The 16,075-nt window shown below is 50.8% G+C and carries 12 protein-coding genes; 6 read left to right on the plus strand and 6 right to left on the minus strand.

Annotated features, from left to right (window positions below):
• Window positions 1-211: 211 nt before the first annotated feature.
• Both SH451x_RS07400 and SH451x_RS07405 read right to left on the minus strand, forming a co-directional pair.
• Window positions 212-1,444, minus strand: a complete 1,233-nt coding sequence (locus SH451x_RS07400; protein ID WP_479361807.1) for a serine/threonine-protein kinase — start codon at window positions 1,442-1,444, stop codon at window positions 212-214.
• 448 nt (window positions 1,445-1,892) lie between these two features.
• Window positions 1,893-2,453 (minus strand): ECF-type sigma factor, encoded by a 561-nt coding sequence (locus SH451x_RS07405; protein WP_479361808.1) that lies wholly within the window; start codon window positions 2,451-2,453, stop codon window positions 1,893-1,895.
• A 340-nt stretch (window positions 2,454-2,793) separates the two neighbouring features.
• On the opposite strand from SH451x_RS07405, the gene SH451x_RS07410 reads away from it, so the two are divergent.
• Together SH451x_RS07410 and ygfZ are read left to right on the plus strand one after the other, a co-directional pair.
• Window positions 2,794-5,475 (plus strand): protein kinase domain-containing protein, encoded by a 2,682-nt coding sequence (locus SH451x_RS07410; protein WP_479361809.1) that lies wholly within the window; start codon window positions 2,794-2,796, stop codon window positions 5,473-5,475.
• Window positions 5,476-5,495: 20 nt separating this feature from the next.
• On the plus strand, window positions 5,496-6,395 hold the full coding sequence (ygfZ, locus tag SH451x_RS07415; protein ID WP_479361810.1) for a CAF17-like 4Fe-4S cluster assembly/insertion protein YgfZ: 900 nt from the start codon (window positions 5,496-5,498) through the stop codon (window positions 6,393-6,395).
• Window positions 6,396-6,618: 223 nt separating this feature from the next.
• Here ygfZ and SH451x_RS07420 read toward each other — a convergent pair whose 3' ends face one another.
• Window positions 6,619-6,765, minus strand: coding sequence for a hypothetical protein (locus tag SH451x_RS07420; RefSeq protein ID WP_479361811.1), 147 nt, complete (start codon window positions 6,763-6,765; stop codon window positions 6,619-6,621).
• A gap of 457 nt (window positions 6,766-7,222) precedes the next feature.
• Between SH451x_RS07420 and SH451x_RS07425 the strand changes: the two genes are divergently transcribed.
• The 3 genes from SH451x_RS07425 to SH451x_RS07435 all read left to right on the plus strand — a co-directional run bounded on the left by SH451x_RS07425 (window position 7,223) and on the right by SH451x_RS07435 (window position 12,347).
• Window positions 7,223-8,101, plus strand: coding sequence for an all3515 family Zur-repressed PEP-CTERM protein (locus tag SH451x_RS07425; RefSeq protein WP_479361812.1), 879 nt, complete (start codon window positions 7,223-7,225; stop codon window positions 8,099-8,101).
• Between the two features lie 570 nt (window positions 8,102-8,671).
• Entirely contained in the window at window positions 8,672-11,011 is a 2,340-nt protein-coding gene (locus tag SH451x_RS07430) for a DUF1588 domain-containing protein (RefSeq protein WP_479361813.1), read from the plus strand.
• Between the two features lie 4 nt (window positions 11,012-11,015).
• Window positions 11,016-12,347 (plus strand): DUF1552 domain-containing protein, encoded by a 1,332-nt coding sequence (locus SH451x_RS07435; protein WP_479361814.1) that lies wholly within the window; start codon window positions 11,016-11,018, stop codon window positions 12,345-12,347.
• Between the two features lie 184 nt (window positions 12,348-12,531).
• Here SH451x_RS07435 and SH451x_RS07440 read toward each other — a convergent pair whose 3' ends face one another.
• The 3 genes from SH451x_RS07440 to SH451x_RS07450 form a co-directional block, all read right to left on the minus strand.
• Window positions 12,532-12,972 carry a hypothetical protein gene (locus SH451x_RS07440; protein ID WP_479361815.1) on the minus strand — a complete coding sequence of 147 codons (441 nt, stop codon included), beginning with the start codon at window positions 12,970-12,972 and terminating at the stop codon, window positions 12,532-12,534.
• A 150-nt stretch (window positions 12,973-13,122) separates the two neighbouring features.
• The gene (locus SH451x_RS07445) at window positions 13,123-13,695 is read right to left on the minus strand and encodes a hypothetical protein (RefSeq protein WP_479361816.1); all 573 of its coding nucleotides are present in this window, start codon (window positions 13,693-13,695) and stop codon (window positions 13,123-13,125) included.
• Between the two features lie 110 nt (window positions 13,696-13,805).
• On the minus strand, window positions 13,806-14,471 hold the full coding sequence (locus SH451x_RS07450) for a hypothetical protein (protein WP_479361817.1): 666 nt from the start codon (window positions 14,469-14,471) through the stop codon (window positions 13,806-13,808).
• A 652-nt stretch (window positions 14,472-15,123) separates the two neighbouring features.
• Here SH451x_RS07450 and SH451x_RS07455 point away from each other — a divergent pair.
• A complete protein-coding gene (locus SH451x_RS07455) occupies window positions 15,124-16,056 on the plus strand; it encodes an acyl-CoA desaturase (RefSeq protein WP_479361818.1) in 933 nt (310 codons plus the stop codon).
• The last annotated feature ends 19 nt before the right edge of the window (window positions 16,057-16,075 follow it).

The raw sequence follows: 16,075 nt of genomic DNA on the forward strand, positions 1-16,075 counted from the left end.
GGGTGCTAGCCAAACCAGGATTTCGCGATCCTCGGCAGTCTCGAGTGGTCGAAGTTTGCCATCCTCGCATGCTATCCAAGCTCGAGTTAAATTTGGGTAAATGGTTCGCCCGGACGTGTGCAGTTGGCAGAAGAATGAAGGCAGAAGAATGAAATCCTGTCCCATTCTCTTGCCAAAATCTTTTTGCATGCGGTCTCGGACGCTGCGGCTGTTAGCTATTTTTTGCACTGACAATGACCGGACTGCTTTTTGGTTTTCTGCGCAGGGATCGTACGCGTGCAACTAAACGCTGGAACCAAAGTGATTTTGCTGTCAGTGGACGACCGTCCAGAAAGGCTCGCATATCTGCCTCCAGAGTTTTTACGTCTGCATATCGATCCTTCGGAAGATTGCGAAGGCACTTTTGACAAATATTTCTTATGCCGGTCGGAACGGAAACCGAATCAGGCATTGGAATAAAATCGTTCGTCTTTAGAGCGTTCAGGATCACATCTTTTGTACAATCAGAGTAGAGCGCTTTTCCATAGAGGAGTTCATACAAGATCAACCCCATGCCATATACGTCGGTACGGCAGCCAACCAGATCTCGCTGACCAAGCATTTGTTCTGGAGACATGTAAACAGGTGTGCCTTGGACGAAATCTTTAAAGGAATCTGATGATGTGTTTGCATCGGTCGAGGTTGCAATACCAAAATCAGCCAAGCAAGGCGACATCGCATCTAAATCAAATTCATGATCGTCGACGCTAGCAAGCACCTGAGTATTCCGCTGTCCAGACGTTGGCTGCAATGGCTTACGCTCGAGCAGAACATTCGCCGGCTTAAGATCCAAGTGCACGATGTTCCGCTCGTGGCAATAGCTGATAGCATTTGCTAGCGGGATAAGGAATTTTAAGACGGAGTGTGGATTTCGCGGTCCGGGCTTACTCTTTAGCCATGTCGCTAAGTCTCCGTCCTCGATCCATTTTGAGGCAATGTAGCAAACAGTGTTTGCATAACCAGAGTCTACGATCGGAGCGAGATTTGGATGTTTCAGCGACCTGGCCGTGCGTGCTTCCCTTATGAACATCCGAATCAGTGTGGGATTTCCGATTAACGGAATTTGCGGGATCTTGAGAGCAACCTTGACGCCCGTGTTAACATTGATCGCGCGGTAGACTGCTCCCATTCCCCCTTTGCCGACGCACTCGAACAGCTCGAAGTCGGACACAAGGCGGCGCTTGGAATTTTTTTCATAACTGGCCGATGTTGGAGGTTCGTCAAAACCGATCTGGCGAAAAAACTTATCCGCCTTTCCACGCTGTTGTAATAGCGTCTGCAACTGTTCCACTAGTCGGGAATCTCCGCCGCAGGCTTTTACTAGAAAGCTGTCACGCGCTTCTGGGGTATCGATCCCCGCTGCTGTTTCAAAAATTTCATCGATTGGAATGCACAATTCTCCCATGTCCTTTTCTGCTGAATGCGCACTCCTTAGTCGCTAAATGATGGTCAGCCTAACGAAACTCAACTTCAATTGTTTGGAAGTCGGAAAATCGAAGGCAGCGTTCGGTTGGGTGAAAACTTCAGAAATCTGTTGATGACGACAAAGGCATTCTGAATTGTTTACAGGAACCGCCCCAGGCTCAAGTGGTTTCGCGAACGTCTTCCGCCTACTGTTAGGCGATTCTTGATCAGATTTTGCTTCACACTTTTACGAAAATTCACGAATTTCTTCAAAAAACACGTCTGCTTCGACGGAACTTTTGATTTTCGCTGGCTGCGGCAGATCGCAAGGATGCGAAATGTGTCCGTCACGGAAGGCCTGAAGGTGTTTCAACCAAAAGTACCGCAAGGCAGCGGACCCAGTCGGGCTTCCTGAGCCCGGTTCTACATTCTTCGAGTCGCCTTCGGGGCTAATCTGCAAACGTTTTCGAAGTGTCGGGAGACATACGGGAGTATAAATAAGCTTTGGCAAACGCCCATCGCCGTTCCGCCGTCGATTTCGAAATTTGGAGCGACGCTGCTGCCTCGGTCTGTGTCATCCGCAAATAAAAACGTAAACGACACAGTTCAGCGGCATCCGGACAAACATTCTTGAGGCTTTCGACAGCTTCGTCCAAGAGGAGAAAATCTTCGGGCGGCATCGGCAGAGAAATATCCCCCAATACAAGGGGTTGCTTCTTAAGGTCTCCGCCGCGACGCTTTGTAAGCTTCCGTCGCGCGTGGTCTGTCAGAACGTTCCGCATTGTGTCAGCGGCAACCGCCAAAAACTGTTGCTGATTGATCCAGCCATGCCGGCTCTGCAGACGCAGATAAGCTTCGTTTACCAGGGCCGTCGTTTGTAAAGTGTGATCGGACCGCTCATTGCGTAGCTTGCTATTCGCCAAGTTGCGTATGTCGCGGTAAAGCTCGACGATTAAAACTTCGGTCGAAAGTGCATCCGAATCTGGGTTGGCGTTGAGAACGCGCGACACGCATCACCTAAAGACTTTCTGACGCCCGAATGCGAACTTCCGGTCTAACGTCGGGGACGAGGCAAACGTCGGGGCAAAGGATGAGTTCTGAATCTAAAGCAAAAACGGTTACTAAGAGGAATCTTTACTCTAGACAATCCAGCTGTGGCCCGCAATTTCTCATTTGCCACATTTTCCAGATTTGCAACGGAGCGTATCGTTTCGCAGGCCTCGGTTGTCCGCAGTGCGTCCCGTGAGGGTGGCGAAGGAATCCATTCTTTTTGCTTTTCGTGCCATCGTGCGAAAACTAGCTACAATATATGGAGGTGGTTTCTGTCACTGCATTTCTTCTCCGATTTTGATGTCCAGTTCTGTTCCCTCACAATCTGATGACGGCTCAAAATCCGCCTTAGGCGCAGACCATGGAACTGGCGCGCAGCCGCTGCGCCGCGATGCTCAAACTCTTGCACTGACTCATGACATTTTGGCACACCTGGGACCGGGTGATGATGCCGCTCTTCACAGTCACACCGATTTTGATGTCGATTCTTGGTCGGAAAATAACGCAACCCAACCCACAAAACCGCTGGTGCTGGGGGAATACCTCGTTGAAGGCTTGATTGGCCGCGGCGGAATGGGGCAGGTTTTTCGCGCACGCCACCGCATGATGGATCGGACCGTCGCTCTCAAGATATTGCCTGCCGATTTCGCGACCAATCCGGAACTGGTCGACCGATTCTTCTTGGAAGTAAAATCACTCGGCAAGCTGCTCCATCCGAACATCGTCACGGCGTTTGACGCTGGCCAATCAAACTCGATTTACTACTTGGTGATGGAACTGATTGAAGGGCAGTCCTTGTCTGGCTTAGTCGATTCTCAAGGCCCGCTTTCAGTCGAGCAAACGGTCGATGTCATCTACCAGGTAGCCAAGGCGCTTGAATATGCGCACAGTCGCGGCATGATCCACCGCGATATCAAGCCCAGTAACATTATGATGACTGCGAGCGGGCAGGTTAAGATTCTCGACTTTGGGTTGGTTCGACTGACTGGCGAAAGCTCGGAGTCAATTGCTGACCAACGTCGCAATTTGATGGGAACGGTTGAGTATATGTCGCCGGAGCAGATTCAGCATTCGGCGAAGATCGACCACCGCGCCGACTTGTACTCTTTGGGCGCGACGCTGTTTTATATCTTGACAGGGGAAGCGATGTTCACGGGGGAGCCTGTGCGGATTGCTCTGTCGCATCTGCAAGAGACGCCACCGGTACTGTACGAAGTGCGCGGCGATGTTGACTTGCGACTGGATGCCCTGTTTCAACGGCTGGTTGCCAAGAATCCGGATGAACGTTTTGATTCGGCTGCTCACGTGCTGAACTATCTGGATCAGAGCAACCTCCGTTCGTCGTCGCTTGAGAAGAGTCACGCAACTATTTCGGTGACGCGTGAGATTGGCCGCGTGCTTCGCGATCATCCTACCCGTGGTTTCGCCCATCGTTCGACGATGCGACGCGAATTTAATGCGATCGGAATCGATCTTGGGATGAAGACATCGCAAGCTTGCTTTGTTGACGCCAGTTTGCGCGCCGTACCAATCCAGCTTGATGAAACTTACTTTGATGTGCCCAATGTAATTTGGAGTCACAAGAATCAGTTGCTTATCGGTCGAAAAGCGGTGGAAGCGCGGATTGCCCAGCCCGAGCACGCCTTTCATACTCTGCAGCGATGGCTAGGTGTTCAACGTGTCGATCGCGACTTTGGTGGGCGAGGATGTCCGCCTGAAGTAATTTTGGCCGCTCTCATTCGGCACGTTGTAAATCAAGCGACACCGACTGCACGCGATGTTTCACACGCGGTAGTTACGATCCCTTCGTGTTTCGACCAACTGCGGCGTGTCTCGTTGGCGACTGCTTGCAAAATTGCTGGGATTGAAGTCCTTCAATTGTTGGACAAGCACTTGGCCGCGTCACTAGCGTTCGCATTGCCGACGAAGAATGCAGCTGGTGACGAAGTGCGACGACACGATAAGCCGGTTACGCATCAACTTGTCCTGACTTTAACCGGAAGCGCCGCCGAGGCTGCGGTTGTGCGATGTGAAGGCAAGCTTGTAAAAACAGTGGCGACCTACGGTGATACACAGATGAGCCTTTTGCGCTGGCAATCGCGATTGGCCGAGTATTTCTTGCATCGAATTCAGTCTACGTTGGGCGTAACCGTTCGCGAAGACATAAGGACTGCTGCTAAGGTGCAACGGGTGGTTGAACGAACTCTGGAGAGTTTGTTTACGACGCCGCGTGCAATTGCCCGCGTCAAACTCAGCGGCCATCAGTTCGAGTGGGTGATAACTCAGCAGCAACTTTTGACGATGTGTGCAACGGAGTATAAAGCCTTTGAAGGCTTCGTCACTTCTGCGTTGCAACAATCGCAGATCAGCATCGACGAGATCGACGAAGTTATCTTGATCGGCACGGCACTGCAGTCCAAACACTTGAGCGCACTTCGACAACAGGCGTTTGGCAAGAATATTCCAGAGCTGGTTGCTACCCAGGCCGACGTTGCCCGCGGCGCGGCGATGCAAGCCAGCTATCTTATCCCGCCGGGGATTCCTGATGGCTATCACGCAAGCGGCGCAACTCCGTTTGACCTGGGCATTGCGTTGCGGTCTGGTAAGCTTCTGAAAGATGCTCCGCGTGTCTTCCTGCCGCGATTCACATCGATCCCAACGACCAGCTCTCGTACGCTGAGGGTGGATAGACCAACTTCGGAAGATCTCTTTCTCCAATTCGTAGAGAGTTCCAGGAGTGATTCGAAATGGAATTGGTTAGCCGCTGCGAACATTACCCAAGCCTTTCCCAAAATTGAACGCAAAGAGCCATTGCAACTGCGACTACGCGTCGACGGCTCAGGAATCTGGTCTGCGACTTTAATCGACCTAAGTCACAATGAACAGTTGTCAATCAGCTCTGTTGCAGACTATCCATTTACAGATAATGAGATTGCGAATTGGAACAAATGGTTGGAAACGACACTATTGTGCAATCTTTGATCGATAACTAAACAGGACGTATGCAAGCACTCAACTTCAAACCCACATTATTGCGCATCTCCGGTCGTGACCGACTGAAATGGTTGCACAACTTTACGACAAACGAAATACGGCAACTGCAAGATGGGGACTGGTGCGAGACGTTTATTACCGATAGCAAAGGTAAAACGTTTTCACATGGTATCGTGCTGCACAATGAGAACGATTACTATTTTTTGGCCCCTCAAGGAGGGCAGGCCGAGCGACTGATTCAACATCTAGACCGCTACATCATTAGCGAACGAGTCGACTTGTCCGACGCGTCCGCCGATTTCGTTTGGGGATATTTAAAGGCTGATGCTGTAAAGCTTTCGCAAGTCCTGGGAGTTCAGTTGCCGGAAGTCGCAAGTGACTTGCAGCCTTTGGTTAGTTGGCAACTTTTAGACGATGGCCAAGTGTCGTCGGTTATCGTGCGCAGTTTTATGTTGCCGCCGGAGTATGCTTTGGTTGCTTGTCAGCCAGAGCGAATCTTGCCAGAATTACAAGTTGTTGATTCCGAGGACGAAGTCAAACGACTTGCCTCTCAGTCTCGCTTTCCTTGGTTCGGAATCGATTTTAACGAAACAAATCTACCGCAAGAGGTGGATCGACAGACGCAGACAATCTCCTTCAAGAAGGGTTGTTATCTAGGGCAGGAGACGATCGCGCGACTCGATGCCTTGGGGCAGGTGCAGAAGAAGCTGTTCCCGGTTAGTTTGTCAGGTAAAACGGAACTCGCTGTACCGTGCGAAATTTTGAGCGGTGGTGAAGTGGCAGGGACGTTGACCTCTTGTTTTAGCCAAACCTCGGATGACGCCGCACATGGATTTGCAACGCTCAAGCGCAAGTACTTCGAGGCCACCGGACTCCAATTGGCTGACGGCACCGAAATTAAAATTTGACCAGCAAACCCGGGCGCGTGCTTTAAGGGGTGGTCAAAAATTAGCACGTCGATGAACGTCGGACGCTTGACATAAAAACCCTAGATGCACACAATGTGCATCTAGTTCTTGGTCGGACGATTTCGCAACATTTATCACGAAACTTGTTATGTTTCGCGTGGTCCGACCGCTGCAAATTTTACTGTTATGTAGTCTTTTGCCAGTTTCGCAACTGGCGACGACGCTACATATTGCGTGCTGCGTTACGCACTCGCATCGGACGCTTGATGCGACCAATGTTCACACTTGCAATTGCGATCACGCGTGCGGCCTGCAGCCAAATGTTCTCAAGGCTGCGGACTGCTTTTCTGAAGGGGAAGTTGTCGTTCATGCGTCGCCCGGTGGGAAATCGCACGACAGCAGCCAATGTCTCGTCTGCCAGTCTACTCTTGCTGCCCAGGGCGATCTACAAGCGTTGCAAAGACTGCTGTGGGAGTCGCTATCGATCATCGCTGGACTGATAACCGTCGACTCGATCTGCTCCGGCAAGAGTCGGTGTTGGGCTCAGCCCCGAGCGCCGCCTTCTCGATCATTAGCTCCTCCGCTTTGTGTTTGATATGAAGACGGGCTATGCCGTTCCTCAAGCCAAGCGATTGGTTGGGACGGTTCTCTGGTCAAGCTGAGCGGTTAACGCTTGCTGGTTGTTTTTTCCGGGCTTGATTGGCTGACTGTGGAGTGCTGCGCCTATCTCGTTCTGGCAGCGTATTGAGATGATGCATGTGAAATATCGGCATCGTCTGTTCACGAGAATTGACGAACTTTTTGAAATTCATATAGAAGGTAATGCAATGTTATTAAGATTTGTACGATTGGCCTGTTTGGCAGTCGTTGGTGTTGCGGGTGTCGCAACGACGGCGTTCGGCGAAGTGGTGAACTACATTATCGGTCGAGATTCACGACCGGCGATGATCGGCGGTACTTACGATGGACTTGATAATCCTAATTACAATAGGATGACCATGTTGTATGCACACTGGAATGAGTCGAGTCCGGCGTCCAATCACTATCACTCAAAGGGCACCTATTCTTACACGGGCGCCAACAATGGCGCGGCAACTTTAGTGAATGATTTTAACGGCACGTTTGGCACGAGCAACATTCTGCCTGAATCACCAGCTGTAAACGATGTCTGGATGATGCCAGGTACTGGTGATTTTGATGGGATGTTTCGAACGGGGCTAACCAACTCGCTGCCGTTTAACAATCTTCGATTTCGAACCGTGAATTCACTCGATGGTTTTGCCGATGGAACGCCTGAGAATTTCATGTTTAATTCCTCGAGCGGAAGGTTCAATGGTTTGTTGGGCAGCGAAGATGTCTTTCTCAATCTTGAGTCGATTTCAAGCGGTTTGAGCATTAGGGATGCATCTGGAAACGTGCTGATGGACGCGGCTGGCCAATCGTTCAACCTGGGAGCGGGCGACTCGATTGACTTTACGCCGATCTTTACCGTGGATGATAGCGTTGCAGGAGGATCGAAATACCAAGCGGTCTTTACGCTATCAAGCCCCGGAAGTTCGTGGGGGGACGGCGGTCGATTTGTAATGCAAGTAACCGCAGTTCCAGAGCCAGCAAGCATGGCGTTAGTCGGGCTGCCACTGGCAGGCTTCGCGATTCGCAGATCACGTAAACGCAGGCAAGCAAAGGCCGAAGCTCTTAACAAATAGGTTACACTGATTCCCAGATGTGGCTTTGCTCAGCATCTTGGTCACCATCATGAATCCGCCAACGTTGAGTAGCGCTGCTGGACTTTCTGGCAGTGCCCTGGCACAAAAGGCGGAGCTATCGATTTTTCGCCGTCCCATGATGTACATGATCAGCACGCCTTCTTACTTGGCTCTGCGTGACCAGAAGTCGCAGCTATGACGTTCGCCGCGTAGATCGCTAAATCGGACAGTTCTGTGCCGATTGGCAGTGGCAAACCGCAGGGCCGATCCTCAGAAACAGCATTAGTCTAAGGTCAGATTCGAGGATTTCTCGTCACGTCCGGATGAATAGAGGGTGACTCATGAAGTAAGGTTGCTATAATTAAGCTGGCATAGAAACCTATGCTCCCCACCTGGCTTTCGGAGCTGCGACTCGAACTAGCGAAAGCCCCATTGCTGTCCCCTTCGACGTCTCGGTGTAATAATTGCTGAGCTACTATTCGGACTGCATTCCCGCCAATTATGCCGCTGGGTCGACGATCGACTGGCATATAATAAAGAGAGAAAGCGATTCAGGCTTCTGTCAGAACTATGCGTAACCTAATCCAATTCCTGTCATATGGTCTAATCTGGCTGGCGTGTGCGTCGAGCTCGGCGGTCGCCGAACAGACTGCGGAATCGCCGCTTACCGCAGAGCAGATGCGAGAACGTGGTAAAGCGATCTTCGAAAGTAAGTGTGTCGACTGTCACGGCATTAGCGGAGAAGGTGTTGCTGGGGTCTACGATTCTGCCTTGGTTGGCGATTCTTCGGTCGGCGAGCTGTCGACGGTCGTCGCGACGACGATGCCAGAAGATGATCCCGAGTCGTGTGTTGGCGAAGACGCGGAAGCGGTCGCTGCTTACATGCATTTCGCTTTTTATTCCAAAGCCGCTCAGTTGCGCAACCGACCGCCGCAGATCTCGTTGTCTCGGCTAACTGGCAACCAGTTGCGTCAGAGCTTGAGCGATTTATACAGCCATTTTGGTTCGACTCCGCATGTCAGTGACGAGCATGGTCTAAAAGGGATCTACTTTGATGGATCGCGTTGGAAGGAAGATAAAAAGAAGACTGAGCGAAATGATTCCGTATTGAATTTTGACTGGGGGCACGAGAGTCCTGGCGAAGGCATTGAAGCTAAAGAATTTTACATTCATTGGAGCGGCGGTCTGATCGCCAATGTTACCGGCCGATACGAGATAGTCGTCCGCAGCACTTGCTCTTTCAAAATGGATCTTGGGAAGTCGGAACGTGTTTTCATCGATAACCACGTCCAGTCGGGAGATAAGACCGAATTCCGACAATCGATCAATTTGACAGCCGGACGCGTCTATCCGATCCAAATTAATTTCACGCAACGTGAGCGAAAGACGGAGCAGCCGCCCGCCAACTTTTCACTCTCGTGGGTGCCACCCAACGGCGTCGAGCAATTGATTCCGACGAGAAATCTGCGTGCAGAGTGGACGCCAGCGGCGTTTGCGTTGCAAGCGATTTTGCCGCCGGACGACCGCAGCTATGGCTATGACCGAGGCATCGCCGTTAGCCGACAATGGGATGAGGCAACAACCACAGCTGCACTTGAGTTTGGGCAGACGGTTGTCGATGATCTTTGGCCTGAGTATCTGCGCGAGCACAAAAAAGAAGAAGGCAGTGATCGTGAAAAGCTGGCGAACTTCCTGACGGAGATGGTTGGCATTGCCTTTAGAAATTCGACGCGTGGCGATCTGCGTTCCGAGTACGTCGACAAGTATCTTGCAACGACCGAAGATGACGGCGAGGCGATCAAGTTAGTAACGTTAGTCGCATTGAAGTCGCCTTGGTTTTTGTATCCTGCCGCAAGTGAGCAAGCGAGTGTCTCTCAGATCGCGGCGAACCGCCTGGCATTGACGTTGTACGATTCGCTGCCCAGCGACGATTGGTTAATTGAGCAAGCTGCTAAAGGTGAGTTAGCCGACGAGAGTGCCGTGCGTACCGCCGCATACCGAATGATCGAAGACTATCGCTCTCAGGGCAAGATTCGCGAGATGCTGTATGAATGGTTGAACCTGAGCAAAATCACGGACATCACGAAAGACCCCGAGATCTACGGCGGGTTCGACGAGGCCCTGGCTGCGGATTTGCGATCATCCTTAGATGCTTTTTTGGACGAAATCGTTTGGAGTGAAGACAGCGATTACCGGAAGTTTTTCCTGAGCGATTGGAGCTATACGACTCCGCGCATCGCAGAATTTTATGGCGAAAGTTGGGCGGCGGCGGAAGAAGGTGATGGTCTGCGGAAAACCGTGCCAGATCCTGATCGCCGGTTTGGGGTCCTGACGCATCCATATTTGATGAGTGGTTTAGCATATTTTCAGTCGACATCGCCAATTCATCGCGGAGTCTTTCTGACGCGAAATCTGCTTGGCCGCGTATTAAAGACACCGACGGAAGCGTTTTCGCCGTTGAGCCCTGACTTGCATCCAGATCTAACAACTCGCGAACGTGTGGCGTTGCAGACTGGATCGGAAGGGTGCCAAACTTGCCATGCACGCATCAATCAAGTAGGATTCGTGTTGGAAAACTACGATGCGGTCGGAAAATTCCGCGACATGGAAAAAGACAAGTCGCTGGATGTGTCTGGTCGATATCTAGATTCAGATGGAGTTGAAATTGAGTTGAACGGTGCAAAATCGTTGGCCGAGTATCTTGCCAACGGCGAGGATGCTCAGCGAGCGTTTGTCGAACGAGCCTTTCAACATTTTGTTAAGCAACCTGTCGCTGCGTTTGGTCCCGAGACGTTGCAGCGGCTTGAAGAGCGATTTCGGTCCTCCAACTTCAACGTCCGCGAATTGATCGTAGAGATCGCGTTGATCCACGCCACCCACCCCACCTTTATCAATGGACAGGATACTTAGTGCTATGTTAAGCCTTCCATCCCGCCGCGAATTTTTGCTCCGAACCGGTGTCAGCGCTGCTGCTGCCAACTTTTTGTTAGGATTGCCATCGCTCAGCTTTGGCGGTGAGACACCGCAACGCAAAAAGCGACTGGTGTTTGTGTTCAGTCCAAACGGCGTAATCCCCGACCACTTTTGGTCCGATCCGAACAGCGAAACGTTTGAGCTGAAGCGAATCTTGCAACCTTTGAATGAATTCAAGGACAAGACGCTGACTTTGCACGGCATGTGCAACCGGATTCAGGGCGACGGCGATGGTCACATGCGAGGTATCGGTTGCTTGCTGACTGGTATCGAGCTTTTTCCTGGGGACATTCAAGGCGGCTCGGATACTCCTGCAGGTTGGTCTCAAGGAATCTCCTTGGACCAATATCTTAAGAACAAGTTACAGGAGAATCCGCAAACGCAGACGCGATTCGGCTCGATCGAAATGGGCGTCATGGTGCCAGAGCGTGCTGACACTTGGACTCGCATGTCCTACTCAGGACCTAACCAGCCAGTGGCACCAATCGATAATCCGTATCAGATGTTTGATAAACTGTACGGACAAACGAAGAACAGAGCGATGCTTGCAAGTGTGGTTGACGACTTGTCTGCCGATTTCCGTAAGGTAGAGCAGCTCATGAGTTCCGGTGATCGTCGCATCTTGCAGGATCATGTTCAAATGGTACGTGAACTAGAGCAAGAGCTGCAGTTGGAACTGGCTTCGAAACAAAAAGACGTTGGCCATATCGTGCCACAGTTGCCGCCGAACGTGGACGAAGTCAACGATAACATGCCGCTGATAACCAAGATGCAAATGGATTTGATGGTTAATAGCTTTGCTGCGGATTTCGCCCGCATCGGTTCATTCCAGATTACCAATAGCGTCGGGCAGCCAAAGATGCGATGGCTTGACATTGATGAAGGCCATCATGAATTGTCGCATGAACCTGATTCAAACGAGTCGGCTTATGAGAAATTGATTCGGATCAATACATGGTATTGTGAGCAAGTGGCGTACTTGGCGAAGCGATTAGCGGAAACGCCGGAGCCAGATGGTAGTGGTTCGTTATTGGATAACACAACCATCGTCTGGACCAACGAGCTGGGCAAAGGCAATTCCCATACACGCGACAACATTCCGTTTGTTTTGGTCGGTGGTGGTTTGGACTTTAAGACAGGGCGAGCGTTGGATTTTGGCGAAGTGCCTCACAATCGACTTCTAATGACGTTGTCCGCTGCGATGGGTTTCCCCGTAGACTCGTTCGGCAACGCCGACTTCTGCAAAGACGGCGTGCTAACTGGGTTGACCTAAAATCCAGCGAAAGAAGTCGTTGTAACAAGCTCCGAGAGCATACAAGCGAAAGCTGAAGTGAAACACGAGTACGCTTGCAGCTAACATCTAAACACGGCTTGAGCCTGAGTGCAGAAGCTATCGCCGTTAGCCGTGTAATTCAGCTCAAAGCCGCGTGAGCTCGTGCACTTCATGGATATCCTTCTTACTCTTCCGAATGTCCAACAATGATCTGCCACCCATCACCGGTATTGAAATCGCGAAGAATTATACTCGGTTTTCCATCGCGAGCTGCATAGCTAGGATCATGATATAGACCGCATTGGTATATCGGTCTACCCTGCGAATCAGAGATTCCGATTCCGTTTGAGCGACTTGAAACGACGAGGGATATGCCTGGAATCGCATTGGATTGTTCGATAGACACAACTGATTCATCCCGACATACCTGCAAAGTTATGCGCGGCTCGCCATCGTCACCGTAAATTCTGATCTGTGTGGCATCATCGTTGGCACCTCCGAGTCCCATCGACGCTCGTGTTCGACCCTTCGCATCGATCACCGCAAAATACTTTGCCTGAACCACGTCGGCGTTGATCACTACCTGGGCGTCATCATTCGTTTGCGGTTTATTCCGATTCGGCATATTGCTTTTCTCGTTTTAATGTCCATCGTTCGCGAGCGCGGGCATTGTCAGGGGAAACTTTATGCAGTCGATATGACTTCTCGGATCCATGGAACAATACTGGCAATTGTAGCGGTTCTTATAGCTTTCGACCTGTCTATTAATACATGATCACTCGGGCGTGAATTCGCCGCTGCTTTGGGCAACGTACGTTGTGGACTCCGAACGTACGCAAATTCTCCAATGTATTGAGCATCTTTTGACAAAACTGCAACGTTCAAAAACAAGCTGTTGAACACGATCTAGTTCGGTCTTATTTGGGACGGTTCCAGAAACTTCGACGCTTACTGCTTTACCATGAAAGGTTGCGACTGAAAGATCGTCAAATGCTCGGTCATCCGAAAACACAGTGCGAAGTTCGTTGTGTGCATCGCGGTCGTCGGATTCATTGTCTATGAAGCCCTGGAGATCAGAGTTGACATAGGTTGGGAACGCAAAAGCGAGGCAGACCGGAATCGAGAATAGCACGAGAAATACAAGGCGAGCTCTGGGCACGGGAACTTCGCTTATGGCTCGCACAATGAGCCATACGATCATCGAAGCGATCACAGCATAACCGAATCCTGCTCCCGTGCCGAATAGGTAGTTACCACGAGAGAAGGACGCAAGAATGAAAGCAATGAATGACATACCACTGAGCAGCGATAACAGTGAGAATCGTGGCCATGGTTTTTCGTTTGACATGATTTCAATGGTTGCTCTGAAAGTTAGTGTCAATATACCAATTTGTATCGCATGCGAATAAACAATAAGATGTAAGCTTGACTGAAGAAGCGAGGATAGCCAAAGAAAGGCTAGGTCCGGTTTTGCGTGATTTCAGCGGGCATCGGGGCAGTCGGCCATCCCCAAAATTTCGAAATTTCATCCGGTGAGAACCACCAGCTCCGCTTACTTTCCAAGGTTGCCCAATCACCGTTGCAGTTCCAAGTTTCAAGCCACGCAGAGATCATAAATACTTTCTGTGCTGGACGCCACCAAACAAGCTGTCTGCAGCCAACCCCGGACTTTGTTCGTCTTCCCCTATAGTCAATGATGCCGCAATCACGAGCAGTATCGAAGTAGTCGCGACAAATTTCGGGCGAATGCCCATAAATCGAAACTCGAAACTTCTCACTATCAGCCCTACCTTGGTATCTACAATCTAAGTAACGAGACCAATCCGGTTTTCGCTCCGTCTCCCAAAGCCCCCCTCCCTTCGCAGTTATCAAGACTTCTTTATCTGGCCGGCCCTTAGAATCGATGTATTCTTGGCCGGTGATTAAACCATTACGTTCGAAACAATCCAATACTTCTGTCAACTGAATGGAAGTGAGATTGTGGGATGGATAATTGAATTGTTGAGTGAATACGTCTGGGTGGAACATTCTGCGGGAGCCACCATGTGTGGCTGCCATGTCGAGTATCAGTAGTTCGGAATCAGTCAAAGCGGTGGTGCCTGTCCGCTGGATATATGTCTTCATTTCATTGAGGGCTAGAGCCTTGAATTCATAGACTACTTAAACTTCCGTTGGGGATTAGAACATCCCAGCTTTAAATAGAGTAGATTTGCGCCGATCGTCGGTTTGGAAACACTCTCTGTTCCGCTAGTCAAGTCGATCCGTGTTGGGGCACGGCAGCGGAACCCTATCACCAAGTAGAGTCGGGGCAGCGGCTTGGTGCAACTAATTTGGCAGCAACTATTGTCCGTTCGCTTGTCGCTTAGCTTCGTCATCCGCCAAATACCAGCTTCTCAACTTCCGTGTAAATTTCCGTGCAGGTGACTTTCTAATTTGTCTGTCGATTTTACGTTCTCGCGGGCTGCTAAAATAAGAACTGTTCGCTTCAGACCACCGCCGCCGGACGTTGTGGTGGTTTGACGTATTGTCGCATTGCAATGCCGGAATCGCTGATAAAACTTGTGGATAATGCAAGTTTCAGCGTGCTAGCGAAAGATGTTTTGGGAAAACTGAACATCTATATCTGTATGGATTAGAATTTGAGGATAAAACAGAGGGCATCTAGCAATGCATGGCGAGAATGCTGTCCGCTTCGGGTAAAGGAATTTCCAATCGCGGACCGTTTCGCCGGATGCCCAAAGTACGGCAACTATCTTCAAGGAATTTTGAATCGGCGATGCAAGAAGCCAACATACCTCCAGCGGTTCTTCCATACAAATTCAACGTCACCTACGCAGTCGTCATTGGCATCGTCCACGCGCTGGCTCTGCTGGCCTTCGTCCCATACTTTTTCAGCTGGACGGGTGTTTTCGTGATGCTCGCGGGCATTCACGTGTTTGGTCAAGGCGTCACGATCGGATATCACCGGTTGCTGACGCACCGCAGCTTTAAGTGCCCGAAATGGGTTGAACACACCATCGCGGTTTTGGGCATCTGCTGCATGGAAGACGCACCGGCTCGCTGGGTCTGCGTCCATCGCATGCACCACGTTCATTCCGACGAACGGCCTGATCCACACTCGCCGATCGTAAGCTTCCTGTGGTCACACATGGGTTGGCTGTTGTATACCAACCGCGAAACGCATGGAATTGTGGGGCTGGAGAAATTCGCTCGCGACCTGCTTCGCGATCCGTTTTACATGCGACTGGAAAAGAATCAGTTGTTGCACTTCGGCATCGTGCTAATGCAGATCCCAGTGTTCTTCTTGCTCGGGTTTTTACCGTCGCTGTTGTTCATGGACTTGGCTGCAGCAACACAGCTCGGAATGAGCTTAGTCGTCTGGGGCGTTTATGTCCGAATTGTTGCGGTCTGGCACATAACGTGGTCCGTCAACTCGCTCAGCCATATGTTCGGCTATCAGAATTACAAAACAGGTGAGAAAAGCCGTAACAACTGGTTTGTCGCGCTCATCACGGTTGGCGAAGGCTGGCACAACAATCATCACGAAGATCCTTCGAGTGCTTCTGTGCAGCATCGTTGGTGGGAAGTCGACATCAGCTACTACGAAATCAAGCTCCTTGAAAAGCTCGGTTTGGCGAGCGACGTAATTGAGCCGCGTTTTCGTCGGCGCTCTCATCTGGACGCCGCTGCGTCTTCAGAAGCGGCATAGTCAGATTCGTCACCGCGAG

It is taken from the genome of Njordella aestuarii (assembly GCF_056494165.1).

Coding starts and splice junctions, on each gene's coding strand:
- SH451x_RS07400 (WP_479361807.1), bottom strand. CDS start 1,444: ATGGGAGAATTGTGCATTCCAATCGATGAAATTTTTGAAACAGCAGCG.
- SH451x_RS07410 (WP_479361809.1), top strand. CDS start 2,794: ATGTCCAGTTCTGTTCCCTCACAATCTGATGACGGCTCAAAATCCGCC.
- ygfZ (WP_479361810.1), top strand. CDS start 5,496: ATGCAAGCACTCAACTTCAAACCCACATTATTGCGCATCTCCGGTCGT.
- SH451x_RS07420 (WP_479361811.1), bottom strand. CDS start 6,765: ATGAACGACAACTTCCCCTTCAGAAAAGCAGTCCGCAGCCTTGAGAAC.
- SH451x_RS07425 (WP_479361812.1), top strand. CDS start 7,223: ATGTTATTAAGATTTGTACGATTGGCCTGTTTGGCAGTCGTTGGTGTT.
- SH451x_RS07430 (WP_479361813.1), top strand. CDS start 8,672: ATGCGTAACCTAATCCAATTCCTGTCATATGGTCTAATCTGGCTGGCG.
- SH451x_RS07435 (WP_479361814.1), top strand. CDS start 11,016: ATGTTAAGCCTTCCATCCCGCCGCGAATTTTTGCTCCGAACCGGTGTC.
- SH451x_RS07440 (WP_479361815.1), bottom strand. CDS start 12,972: ATGCCGAATCGGAATAAACCGCAAACGAATGATGACGCCCAGGTAGTG.
- SH451x_RS07445 (WP_479361816.1), bottom strand. CDS start 13,695: ATGTCAAACGAAAAACCATGGCCACGATTCTCACTGTTATCGCTGCTC.
- SH451x_RS07450 (WP_479361817.1), bottom strand. CDS start 14,471: ATGAAGACATATATCCAGCGGACAGGCACCACCGCTTTGACTGATTCC.
- SH451x_RS07455 (WP_479361818.1), top strand. CDS start 15,124: ATGCAAGAAGCCAACATACCTCCAGCGGTTCTTCCATACAAATTCAAC.